Genomic DNA, 11,705 nt, shown 5'->3' with positions numbered 1-11,705 from the left:
TTTCTTTATAACCGCTAGCCCCCTCTAAATTTTAACACAGGATATTAGATTCACTACTAAAAACATACAAAAAATTCTTACTCTGGATAATAGTACCCAAATACATTTCCTGTCGACTAATGACTATCATGCTATACATCCTATGTTTGTTTTACCAGAGAGAAAAATAAGTTGTAAAAAAATAAAAATCACCCTTATTTAATAAGGGTGATTTTTAACTCATCAAGCGTACTATATTTTTGTCAGAACCAATCCAAGTAAAGCCGTACATATACCACATATCTGATATAGCTTTAGTTTTTCTTTAAACAAATAACACCCGGCTAGTACGACAACTAGGCAATTTAAGCTGACAACCGGGAAAACAATACTAGCCACACCAGTCTTAAGCGCATAGAAGTAACAACTGAAGCCAACCGTGCTCAGGATACCTACTAGCGCGCCAATTTTAGCTTCCTGCAATCGGACCCGTTCCCGACCCATCCAGATAGCCAGATACAGGGTACCTCCTCCATACATCGCCGCGAGCATATCCATCGAGCTAATCTGTAAGTAAGAAGACTGCTTCATCAGTACACCGAGTAAACCAAAAGAGAAGAACGCAAACACTACGCGGCCAAGCCAAGGCAAATATTCCGTATTGCTCTTCGTTCCCGGTGTATATTGTATGACTACAGCAGAACCCATCATGCATAAAATTCCAAGCCAGTGCAGATAGGGAATCTGCTCATGAAAAATGACTCCGGCGGCCAGAACAGGAAATATCGCATTCGCTGCAATCAACGGAGATGTTAGGCTGGCCGGCCCTTTTTCAAATGCACGCGACATCTGGATATTACCGTTCGCATTCAATATACCGATGATGCCACCAAGCATAATAGATGTAAGATTAGGATGAAGCGAATGAGACGCTATTCCCGCACTTATAATAATCAAGAAAGCCGCAAAATAAAAGAAGAATTGAATATTAATCTTCGACAATCCCCGGGAGGTGCCCCACTTAAAAATCGTATTATTCAGCCCGAAGCACCCTGCCGTGATTAATGCCGCCAAAAGCCACATAATACGTTACCTTCTTTACACATAAAATAGTTCTTCTCAAATAATTCTTGTTGTCCTATCCTATTGCTCGTCAAACTCTTCCAACAAAACTTCATATGTAAATATTTCGCCGTCCGCCGGACAGCGGACGGTTACTTTTGTCCGCTCATCGTCCGCAGGGGTAAGCTGTACCATAATATTATGCTTCCCGTCTGTCTGACCGCATGCGTTAAGCAACCATGCTAAAGCTTCTTCCGTGAGCGGCAAACCAACAACCTCTTCTCCAGCCACCGGTACATGGAGTAACTTCTTATTATCCACAAACCCACGAACCGAATCCAGCAACACCTCTATTTGCAAAGGTGTTAGAGCAAGTTCATACGCCTTTTCCATGAATACCCTCCTTTCCTACCTCTTCTTTTTATTTTAACATGCTTCCCATACGTTTCGCTGCTACCATGACATAGGGAAGATTCTCCTTCATCCTCTCCAGCGTGAGCCGATTAGACGGACCCGACACTGATAATGCGGCCACCAGATGGCCCCTTCGATTAAATAACGGAACAGCAACTGCTGCAGCTCCCTGCTCGCGCTCCTCCGAGCTGGTCGCATATCCATTTGTACGAATTTCTTCGAGTTGTTCCATGTACGTTTGTTTATCAACAAAAGAAGGCCACGACGGGTCGGAAAGAATTGCTTTTTGAGTTTCAGGCGGCGCATATGCTACCAATACTTTACTCGAAGCACCTACTGAAAGCGGTAAATGTGCTCCAATCGGAGCTACTCTGCGGATGGTTTCATTACTCTCTACCGCTTGTATGCGTATGCGCTCGTTCTCATTTCGGACGTATAGGCTAATCGTCTCTCCCACCAGATCCCTGAGCCGGACCATCTCTGGTAGCAGGATCGTCCCTGGATCGCCCCCTTGAGGGAGATTTGCCGATAACTGCCAGACTCGAAAGCCGAGCTGATATTTCTCCGTATCTGGATTACGCGCAAGAAAATCCTTGTTCTCCAATGATCCCAATAGTCGATACACAGTGCTTTTGTTTAGTCCTACTTTATGGGAAATTTCAGTAAGTGTTAGCTCTTTTTCATCAATAAAACATAACAGAATATCCATGGCACGATCGACTGCCCGAACGGTCATTTTATTATCGGAAGACTCCATTTCTTCTGTTCACCTTCCTATTTACTATAAGTTTCATTTGGCGAAACCGTGTTGCAATATGTGACATTATAACTTATTACTATTTATCTCGTAAACTATCATCACTCATTCGAAAAAAATTGTAAAAATGTATGTACGTTATACAAAAAAAGCGATATAATATTATCGAAAACAGAAACGCAGTTTCACTTGATGAAACCGTTAATGAAACACGAAGGAGGTCTTCAACTTGGCAAAGAAAGATAACTTCTCTGTACGTTCATCTTTGCAAGTGGGCGACAAAAACTATGCCTACTATTCCCTTAAAGCTTTGGAAGATAAAGGACTTGGTCCGATTTCTAAACTTCCTTTCTCCATTAAAGTTTTGCTTGAAGCGGCAGTACGTCAATTCGATGGCGTAGCGATTACGGAAGACCATGTGAAAAAAATTGCGACTTGGACGGAAGAACGTGATCCGAATCAAGAAATTCCGTTCACACCTGCCCGTATCGTATTACAAGACTTCACCGGCGTACCGGCGGTTGTTGACCTTGCTGCTATGCGTCTGGCAATGAAAGAAATGGGCGGTAATCCTGAACGCATCAACCCGCTCGTTCCGGTTGACCTCGTTATCGACCACTCTGTTATGGTAGATGACTTCGGCAATCCGAACGCCCTGCAAAATAATATGGACCTCGAATTCGAACGCAATGCAGAACGTTATCGTTTCCTGCGTTGGGCGCAGACGGCGTTCAATAACTTCCGTGCCGTTCCTCCGGCAACTGGTATCGTTCACCAGGTAAACCTGGAGTACCTGGCATCCGTTGCGGCTACAAAAGAAGTAGACGGTCAGCTTGAAGTATTCCCAGATTCCCTTGTTGGTACCGACTCTCACACTACCATGATCAACGGTTTGGGCGTTGTCGGCTGGGGTGTTGGCGGTATCGAAGCGGAAGCAGGTATGCTTGGTCAACCTTTGTATTTCGTAACACCTGAAGTTGTCGGTTTTAAACTGACAGGTACACTGCCAGAGGGCGCAACAGCGACTGACCTTGCACTAACAGTAACCAACATTCTCCGTAAGAAAGGCGTAGTTGGCAAATTTGTCGAATTCTATGGCCCTGGCCTGAGCAATATCAGCCTGGCGGACCGCGCAACCGTTGCTAACATGGCCCCTGAATACGGTGCAACAATCGGCTTCTTCCCGGTTGATGAAGAAACTCTGACCTTCCTGCGCGCAACAGGCCGTAGCGAAGAGCAAGTGGCACTTGTTAAAGCATACTACCAAGAACAAGGTATCTTCCGTACAGATGATACTCCGGACCCTGTGTTCTCTGAAACACTGGAGCTCGACCTCGGCTCTATCGTTCCTACTCTTGCAGGTCCGAAGCGTCCGCAAGACCGTATCGAACTGACTGCCATGAAGGAAGCGTTCAACGATGCACTGCGTACTCCGATCGATAAAGGCGGTTTCGGTCTTGATGATGCGCAAATCAGCAAAAAAGTTTCTGTTACACATAAAAACGGTAAAACATCCGAGTTTGGTACTGGTGCGGTTGTTATTGCAGCAATTACTAGCTGTACGAACACTTCCAATCCAAGCGTAATGCTGGGTGCGGGCCTTGTAGCCAAGAAAGCCGTTGAAAAAGGATTAGTAAAACCTGAATATGTAAAATCCAGCTTAACTCCAGGTTCCCGTGTTGTTACACAATATCTGGAAAAAGCTAACTTATTAACATCGCTTGAAAAGCTTGGCTTCTATATCGCGGGCTATGGCTGTGCAACTTGTATCGGTAACAGCGGTCCGCTGCCGGAAGAAGTGGGTAATGCGATCGCAGAAAACGACTTAACGGTAACATCTGTTCTGTCTGGTAACCGTAACTTCGAAGGTCGTGTGCACGCACAGGTGAAAGCGAACTACCTTGCTTCTCCTCCGCTTGTTGTCGCATATGCACTAGCAGGTACGGTAGATATCGATTTGACAACCGAACCAATCGGTACAGGCAAAGACGGTCAACCGGTATATCTGAAAGACATCTGGCCGACAAACGAAGAAATTCGTGAAGCCATCAATGCAGCGGTGAAGCCGGAAATGTTCGAAGAAGAATATGGAAATGTATTCACAGCTAATCCACGCTGGAACGAAATCGACTTCCCAGAAGGCCAGCTGTATGAGTGGGATGCAAAATCCACTTATATTGCACATCCGCCATTCTTCTCCGGTCTCGGTGCCGAAGCTGGAAAAATCGAAGAAATTATGGGTGCGAAAACTCTGGCTCTGCTTGGCGACTCCGTAACAACGGATCACATCTCACCTGCGGGTAACATCGCTCCTGCTAGCCCGGCTGGCGTATATCTGGCTGAACATGGCGTAGAACGCAAAGACTTTAACTCTTATGGTTCTCGTCGTGGTAACCACGAGATTATGATGCGCGGTACATTTGCCAATATTCGTATCCGCAACAAAATGGCTCCGGGTACAGAAGGTGGAGTAACGACTTACCTACCAACTGGTGAAGTAATGCCAATCTACGATGCAGCCATGAAATATCAGGAATCCGGCACTCCGCTGGTCGTTATTGCTGGTAAAGAGTATGGTACAGGAAGCTCCCGTGACTGGGCTGCAAAAGGAACATTCCTTCTGGGCGTTAAAGCGGTTATCGCGGAAAGCTTCGAGCGTATTCACCGTAGCAACCTGGTAGGCATGGGCGTGCTACCGTTGCAATTCGCTGATGGTACTAGCGCTGACAGCCTGGGTATTACAGGTAATGAGACTTTCGATATCCCTGAGTTAAACGACGATATCAAACCAGGTCAAACAATTAAAGTAACAGCAACTCGTCAGGACGGCACAACATTCGAATTTGATGTATGTGTTCGTCTGGACAGTGCGGTTGACATTAAGTACTACCGCAATGGCGGTATTCTGCAAACTGTTCTGCGTCAAATCGCCGCAGAAGCAAAAGCAAGCGTATAATCGAACAGAAAAGGAGGGCTTCCTTATGGAAGAACCCTCCTTTTTTTAATGGATTAAGAAAGAACAAGCGGTGAAGCCTGCGAGTTTTTCTTATTTATTTCACTGGAACCTTGTCCCGTCCCTTTGGCTACTTACTCTTTATCATCTAACATATCATCGATCTGGCTAAGCAGTTTACGAATCGATTCATCATCAAATTTCTTCTCCTGTTTAAACACGTCAAGCATTTCTGAGATTTCTTTTCCTTTTGTGTCATCGTTCAAGTCCTCTGATAAGCCTGACGGATCAAACCACACATACGCATCCTTATCGCTGCCACGCAAATATGTTTTCGTCCACCTCTCTGGATACGTATAATCCTGTTCATCGAGGACAATGGCAAGGACATCATCCGTATCGACCGGGAGTAGATGGTCAAATACTTCCTCAATCCCCCCTTCCATTAAGTTGAGATGATGTTGAACATACCGAACATAATGTTCTCCCGTAACAGTATCTTTCCACAGCGCATAATGTTCGTTCTCTTCTTTGCGCAAGTGCCGCACTTCTTCAAGTCTCTTTTCTAATTCTTCATGCAAGACGATCTGCAAGTTCTTCAGAGATGCATCCATTACGTCTCCGCCCTTTCCTTTATCTTCTCTCATACGATATCATAAGTAATGGCAGGCTTGTCATTTGAAATACACTTTTTACAAGGAGGGAATAGCATGAAAGCTGTACTTGTAGAAGAAAACACCCACCGCCTATATATCGGGGAATCAGATGAACCTATCATGGGTGATGATGAATTGCTTGTTAGCGTTCAAGCAACTGCTCTGAACCGTGCAGACCTTCTCCAGAAACGCGGCCTCTATCCTCCACCGAAGGGTGCTTCTGATATCATGGGCCTTGAGATGGCTGGTGTCGTCGAAAAAGCAGGCAAAAATACAACAGGCTTCAAACCTGGTGATCGTGTCTGTGCCCTTTTGCCAGGCGGTGGATATGCAGAGAGAGTGACCATTCCAGCCGACATGGCCATTCGGATTCCAGACCATTTTTCGTTCGTACAAGCAGCTGCAATCCCTGAGGTATTCTTAACAGCATATCTAAATCTATTCTGGCTCGGTGGCCTAAGAAAGGACCACACCGTACTTATTCATGCAGGTGCTAGTGGGGTAGGCACAGCTGCCATCCAATTGGTACGGGAAGCGGGAGGCACATCGATTGTAACGGCCGGAAGCGAAGAAAAGCGCAGAACATGCCTAGATTTAGGGGCCAGCCTGGCGATCGACTATAAAGAAGGTCCGTTTAAGCCTAAGGTTAAGGAGGCGATCGATGGACAGGGTGTGAACATCATTCTTGATTTTATCGGCGCCTCATACTGGGAACAGAACCTTTCCTGCCTAGCTATAGATGGAAGACTTATTATCATTGGCACGATGGGCGGCAGTAAAGTCCCCGAGTTCAATCTAGGTCAGCTTCTGAGCCGGCGACTACAAGTTATCGGCACAGCATTGCGTTCCCGTTCTGTGAAGGACAAAATCGCTCTAACGAAGGAATTCGTCGAGTTCGCCATGCCGCGCTTTGCAGACGGACGACTGAAACCTATCATTGATTCTGTCTGGGATTTGGAACAAATACAAGAAGCGCATACCTATATGGAAAATAACAAAAACATCGGAAAGATTGTAATACAAATTCAAAAATAGTTTCTCCCTTCCCTTCTTTTTCATTAAAAAAAGGAAGGGATTTTAGTTTCAATACACAATTCTATAGAACTATAAATCACAGGTTATGTTATATATTTATTCATTAGGTTAATTCCTTTTATTCCGAGAAAACGATATACTGTTATTGGTCTAAAGACCTTCCATCTTCACAAAATAAAACGAATAACGGTGATAAGTGTGCGTCATTTGAACCGAAGAAAAGAAGAACGACAGGTATTCGAAATTCCTCTTTGTTCTGAACTAACGATTAGTTCTATCAACAAACAAAGCGTTTCCTCTGGCAGGGTAGAAATCTGCATCAAGGACGTGTCGATTCATGGATTACGCTCCATCTCTTCTCTCCGCTTTCCGGTAAGCGAAAATCTCTTATTAAAATTTCAAACCCGGATTATGGATAATCTTATTACTCTGTCCGGAAAGATTGTTTGGCGCAACTCTTCTCCATTAAAACCCTCCACTTATGAATATGGTGTACAGCTTCTTCATGACGAATTTACTCGTTCATTATTTACTAAGTTATATAACGATATGGGTGTGTGGCTCAAGAAAATGCCTTTTATTCCCGGATGTCGCTTCTGTAATACGGAAAGCTGCTCTCTTTATCCTATACACAAACAAAAACCCCAATAAAAAACGCCTCGTTTTAAAAAACGAAGCGTTTTTCCACAACTACTGATTACTCCGCAGTTTTTTTCTTGCGCTTATCGCGTGGTACTTTACGGGCAACACCAGTTTTGATTGCCGCATTGACAACAGCATCCCGTACATTCTTCACGACCCGATCATTAAAGACGCTCGGAATGATGTACTGTTCATTCAATTCTTCCTCACTGATAATGGAAGCGATGGCGTGTGCAGCCGCGACTTTCATCTCTTCATTAATATCCGTAGCCCGACAATCGAACGCGCCACGGAAAATACCCGGGAAGCATAGCACGTTATTAATTTGATTCGGATAATCAGAACGACCGGTAGCAAGAACGCGCACTACACCAGCCGCCTCTTCAGGATCGATTTCCGGATTCGGGTTAGCCATGGCGAATACGATTGGATCCTTCGCCATTGTCTGCACCATTTCTTTGGATAGAATATTACCGCGTGACACGCCGATAAATACGTCAGCACCTATCAGAGCATCCTTTAATTCACCTTGAAGATTATCAGGATTGGTAATATTCGAAACTTCTTCCCAGATCGGATTTTCATACGTAACAGAGCGGGACAGGATACCATCGCGATCTACACCGATGACCTGTTTAGCGCCGGCACTCAGCAGAATTTTAGTGCAAGATACGCCTGCGGCACCCATGCCGGTTACGACAATTTTGCAGTCCTTGATATCCTTGCCGACAATCTTCAGCGCATTCAACAAACCGGCCAGAATAACGACTGCTGTACCGTGCTGATCATCATGAAATACTGGGATGTCTAAACGCTCACGCAATGCTTTTTCAATTTCAAAGCAACGCGGTGCCGAGATATCTTCCAAATTAATACCGCCAAACGCTGGTGCCATACGCACGATCGTTTCAATAATTTCTTCCGTATCCTTCGTATCCAAGCATATCGGGAACCCGTCTACCTTTGCCAATTGCTTGAATAGCATCGCTTTCCCTTCCATTACCGGCATCGCCGCGTAAGGACCGATATCACCGAGGCCGAGCACTGCTGTACCATCGCTTACGATAGCGACTGTATTGCTTTTAATGGTCAGCTTGTACGCTTTAGACTGATCCTTCGCAATCGCTTCACACACACTGGCTACACCTGGAGTGTAGACACGAGACAAGTCTTCCCGGTTTTGAATCGGACGTGTAGCACGCACTTCAATTTTCCCGCCAATATGGCTCAGGAAGGTACGGTCCGATACCGTGATAATTTCTACGCCTGGTAATGCTTCGATATTATTGATTACGTCATCTATTTGTGGTCTGCTTTTCGTATTAATTGTATAATCGCGTACCGTAACTTCATTGGATGACTGTACAACGTCCATCGCTACGATATCACCGTTCGCTTTACCTACTGCTGTCGCTATATCAACAAAATTCACTTTACGCACGTCCATTTCCAGACGCAAAATGATGCTCGTTCCTAAAGATGTAAATGGCTTCATGGTCTCCTCCTTTTTCCCGAAAACCTCCGTAAAAGTATCAGAATTGTGGATATATGTACAACTTTTTATTTTAACCGTAACAATAGAAAAAAGGGAAGCCTTAATAATGCTTTTGCAAAATTCCTTACCTTCTCTTAATGAACAAACATGGACAATTTAATGAAGCACTGCACTGGAGTGCTTTCTGCTACCTTATATCTCCACGATCATTAATCGGATTCATGCCGGCTTCTTCCGCTTCGTGCGAGAGCGAGTGTAGGCTGTCCATGATAGAAGTCAGACGAACGAGATGTTGCTGTACCTGATCAGGAGATTGCGCTTTTTCTTTCAAGCTTGTAGCGCACTCCACCAATTGGTCAGCGAGTCTGTGTGTAAGTGTAATATCAAACGGTTGATGCATCTTCTTCACCTCATATTGTGTTTTTTTATAGTATGGAAGAAATAATCGAAAGCATACTATGTCCATATCCAGCCGCAGAGCTTTTTTCCTTTACCCGTTTAACTCCCTAAAACAAGATGTTATAATGGAAGGCAATGAGGAGCTAACGCTCCCGTTGCATTTTTGATGCATGGAAGCAGGCAAGAAAGGAGATAAGGGATTCATGAAAGAAATGAACGCACAAGAAATTATCGAATTTATCCAAAAAAGCGAGAAAAAAACTCCGGTTAAAGTACATATTAAAGGGGATATCGAGGGCATCGACTTCGGAGCCAATACCAAATCCTTCATTACAGGAAATGTAGGGGTACTGTTCGGTGATTGGAAAGAAATCCAGGCAACTTTGGAAGAAAATAAAGCAAAAATCGAAGATTACGTGGTGGAAAATGACCGCCGCAACTCTGCTATTCCGCTGCTGGATATGAAAAACATCCAAGCGCGCATCGAGCCGGGTGCTATTATCCGTGACCAGGTCGAAATTGGTAACAATGCCGTAATCATGATGGGTGCATCAATTAATATCGGAGCAGTCATCGGCGAAGGCACGATGATCGACATGAATGTAGTTGTAGGTGGCCGTGGTACGATTGGAAAAAATTGCCATATTGGCGCAGGTGCAGTTATTGCGGGTGTTATCGAACCACCGTCCGCACAGCCAGTTATTATTGAGGACGATGTCGTGGTAGGCGCCAATGCGGTCATCCTAGAAGGTGTGCGCGTAGGCCAAGGCTCCGTTGTCGCTGCAGGCGCGGTAGTTATCGAGGACGTTCCGTCGAACAGCGTAGTAGCAGGAACCCCTGCTCGCGTTATCAAAACAATCGACGAGAAAACAAAGTCTAAAACAGAAATCAAGCAAGAGCTTCGCCAACTGTAATGACAGTACAAAACCGGCGCTCGGCCAGGACAAGCATTGGTCGAGCGCCGGTTTTTCTTAATGGATTAAGAGGTGATAATTCATGAGTATAAACGCAAAACCATTTATTGAAATCCGACGAGAGCTTCACAAAATTCCCGAGCCTGGATTCGCCGAATTCAAAACGCAGCGCTTTCTGCTGGATTACCTGGCTACATTGCCACAGGAGCGGATAGAAATCAAAACATGGCGGACCGGCATCCTAGTGAAGATAAAGGGCTCCAACCCAAGCAAGTGCCTGGGATACCGTGCTGATATGGATGGACTCCCCATATCTGAAGAAACCTCCTATGAATTCCGCTCGACCCATCCCGGTTTTATGCATGCCTGCGGTCATGATATGCATATGTCGATCGGTCTCGGCGTGCTAACTCACTTCGTCCATAATCAAGTGAAAGACGACTTAGTTTTCATCTTTCAGCCTGCAGAAGAAGGGCCAGGCGGTGCACAGCCGATGCTTGCGAGCGAAGAATTTCATGAATGGCGTCCGGATGCAATATTCGCCTTGCATATTGCGCCTGAGTACCCGGTTGGCACGGTCGCGTTGAAGCCGGGCATCCTCTTCGCCAACACATCGGAGCTATTTATTGATCTCACCGGCAAAGGAGGGCATGCAGCCTTTCCCCATACAGCGAACGATATGGTTATCGCGGCAGCCCATCTGGCGACACAGCTACAAAGCATCGTCTCTCGCAACATCGATCCGCTTGATTCGGCAGTAATCACCATCGGTAAAATTGAAGGCGGCACCAAACAGAACATCATCGCCGAAAAAGCACGGCTAGAAGGAACCATCCGAACGCTGTCTATGGAATCAATGCAAAAAATTAAATCACGCATCGAAGCATTAGTTCGAGGTACGGAAGCCGGTTTTGAATGCAGTGCAGCTATCGACTACGGCTCCAATTACTGTCAGGTATATAATAATGAAGACCTGACCCGCGAGTTTATGGACTGGGTACAGAAAAATGATAACGCCACCCTAATCGAGTGCAAGACAGCGATGACAGGCGAAGACTTTGGCTACTTCTTAGCAGAGATTCCGGGATTTCTATTCTGGCTTGGGGTCAATACGCCGTACGGGCTGCATCACGCCAAAATCGAACCGAATGAAGAGGCGATCGAAGTAGCGATTCGGGTACTTACACGGTATCTTACATGGAAATCTTCATAACAAGGGTGTTGATTATCTAGTACCATCCAGAGTGGATAGCCACCACACCGTGCCCCAAACGGGCGACGGTTCATCTCCCGCACCGAGAGGCCCGGATGTTTTGCCGATCCGGCCTTGGCGCCACAAAGCGGCCGTATCCCTTCCTTGTGAGAAAAAGACGAGGGAACACGCCGACGCACGCACCTT

11 protein-coding genes are annotated in these 11,705 nt (G+C 45.6%); 5 read left to right on the top strand and 6 right to left on the bottom strand.

Annotation, left to right across the window (positions count from 1 at the left end; genetic code table 11):
• Window positions 1-231 precede the first annotated feature (231 nt).
• The 3 genes from AF333_RS03815 to AF333_RS03805 are packed head-to-tail and all read right to left on the bottom strand — an operon-like array spanning window position 232 to window position 2,212.
• Window positions 232-1,062 carry an EamA family transporter gene (locus AF333_RS03815; RefSeq protein WP_043068502.1) on the bottom strand — a complete coding sequence of 277 codons (831 nt, stop codon included), beginning with the start codon at window positions 1,060-1,062 and terminating at the stop codon, window positions 232-234.
• Window positions 1,063-1,122: 60 nt separating this feature from the next.
• Window positions 1,123-1,434 (bottom strand): hypothetical protein, encoded by a 312-nt coding sequence (locus AF333_RS03810; protein WP_043068501.1) that lies wholly within the window; start codon window positions 1,432-1,434, stop codon window positions 1,123-1,125.
• A gap of 28 nt (window positions 1,435-1,462) precedes the next feature.
• On the bottom strand, window positions 1,463-2,212 hold the full coding sequence (locus AF333_RS03805; RefSeq protein ID WP_043068500.1) for an IclR family transcriptional regulator: 750 nt from the start codon (window positions 2,210-2,212) through the stop codon (window positions 1,463-1,465).
• A gap of 229 nt (window positions 2,213-2,441) precedes the next feature.
• Here AF333_RS03805 and acnA point away from each other — a divergent pair, with 229 nt between their 5' ends.
• Window positions 2,442-5,168: an aconitate hydratase AcnA gene (gene acnA, locus AF333_RS03800; protein WP_043068499.1), complete on the top strand. Its 2,727-nt coding sequence runs from the start codon at window positions 2,442-2,444 to the stop codon at window positions 5,166-5,168.
• 131 nt (window positions 5,169-5,299) lie between these two features.
• Here acnA and AF333_RS03795 read toward each other — a convergent pair whose 3' ends face one another.
• Window positions 5,300-5,812, bottom strand: a complete 513-nt coding sequence (locus tag AF333_RS03795; protein WP_235496074.1) for a hypothetical protein — start codon at window positions 5,810-5,812, stop codon at window positions 5,300-5,302.
• Between the two features lie 63 nt (window positions 5,813-5,875).
• On the opposite strand from AF333_RS03795, the gene AF333_RS03790 reads away from it, so the two are divergent.
• Window positions 5,876-6,856 carry an NAD(P)H-quinone oxidoreductase gene (locus tag AF333_RS03790; protein WP_043068497.1) on the top strand — a complete coding sequence of 327 codons (981 nt, stop codon included), beginning with the start codon at window positions 5,876-5,878 and terminating at the stop codon, window positions 6,854-6,856.
• A gap of 189 nt (window positions 6,857-7,045) precedes the next feature.
• Window positions 7,046-7,507 (top strand): PilZ domain-containing protein, encoded by a 462-nt coding sequence (locus tag AF333_RS37305; RefSeq protein WP_407638629.1) that lies wholly within the window; start codon window positions 7,046-7,048, stop codon window positions 7,505-7,507.
• 46 nt (window positions 7,508-7,553) lie between these two features.
• Here AF333_RS37305 and AF333_RS03785 read toward each other — a convergent pair whose 3' ends face one another.
• Entirely contained in the window at window positions 7,554-8,993 is a 1,440-nt protein-coding gene (locus AF333_RS03785) for an NAD-dependent malic enzyme (RefSeq protein ID WP_043068496.1), read from the bottom strand.
• A gap of 187 nt (window positions 8,994-9,180) precedes the next feature.
• Window positions 9,181-9,393: a hypothetical protein gene (locus AF333_RS03780; RefSeq protein WP_043068495.1), complete on the bottom strand. Its 213-nt coding sequence runs from the start codon at window positions 9,391-9,393 to the stop codon at window positions 9,181-9,183.
• A 202-nt stretch (window positions 9,394-9,595) separates the two neighbouring features.
• Here AF333_RS03780 and dapD point away from each other — a divergent pair, with 202 nt between their 5' ends.
• Window positions 9,596-10,306 carry a 2,3,4,5-tetrahydropyridine-2,6-dicarboxylate N-acetyltransferase gene (dapD, locus tag AF333_RS03775; RefSeq protein ID WP_043068556.1) on the top strand — a complete coding sequence of 237 codons (711 nt, stop codon included), beginning with the start codon at window positions 9,596-9,598 and terminating at the stop codon, window positions 10,304-10,306.
• 82 nt (window positions 10,307-10,388) lie between these two features.
• On the top strand, window positions 10,389-11,519 hold the full coding sequence (locus AF333_RS03770; RefSeq protein WP_043068494.1) for an N-acetyldiaminopimelate deacetylase: 1,131 nt from the start codon (window positions 10,389-10,391) through the stop codon (window positions 11,517-11,519).
• Window positions 11,520-11,705: the final 186 nt, after the last annotated feature.

Source organism: Aneurinibacillus migulanus, from assembly GCF_001274715.1.
Taxonomy (GTDB): Bacteria; Bacillota; Bacilli; order Aneurinibacillales; family Aneurinibacillaceae; genus Aneurinibacillus; species Aneurinibacillus migulanus.
Note: the sequence above shows the minus strand (reverse complement) of the source record. Positions and strands in the feature narration are given on the sequence as shown.

What these genes read in the sequence shown, in the direction of transcription:
- AF333_RS03810 (WP_043068501.1), bottom strand. Translation starts at nt 1,434, where the DNA reads ATGGAAAAGGCGTATGAACTTGCTCTAACACCTTTGCAAATAGAGGTG.
- AF333_RS03770 (WP_043068494.1), top strand. Translation starts at nt 10,389, where the DNA reads ATGAGTATAAACGCAAAACCATTTATTGAAATCCGACGAGAGCTTCAC.
- AF333_RS03780 (WP_043068495.1), bottom strand. Translation starts at nt 9,393, where the DNA reads ATGCATCAACCGTTTGATATTACACTTACACACAGACTCGCTGACCAA.
- AF333_RS03805 (WP_043068500.1), bottom strand. Translation starts at nt 2,212, where the DNA reads ATGGAGTCTTCCGATAATAAAATGACCGTTCGGGCAGTCGATCGTGCC.
- dapD (WP_043068556.1), top strand. Translation starts at nt 9,596, where the DNA reads ATGAAAGAAATGAACGCACAAGAAATTATCGAATTTATCCAAAAAAGC.
- AF333_RS03790 (WP_043068497.1), top strand. Translation starts at nt 5,876, where the DNA reads ATGAAAGCTGTACTTGTAGAAGAAAACACCCACCGCCTATATATCGGG.
- AF333_RS03795 (WP_235496074.1), bottom strand. Translation starts at nt 5,812, where the DNA reads ATGAGAGAAGATAAAGGAAAGGGCGGAGACGTAATGGATGCATCTCTG.
- AF333_RS03785 (WP_043068496.1), bottom strand. Translation starts at nt 8,993, where the DNA reads ATGAAGCCATTTACATCTTTAGGAACGAGCATCATTTTGCGTCTGGAA.
- AF333_RS03815 (WP_043068502.1), bottom strand. Translation starts at nt 1,062, where the DNA reads ATGTGGCTTTTGGCGGCATTAATCACGGCAGGGTGCTTCGGGCTGAAT.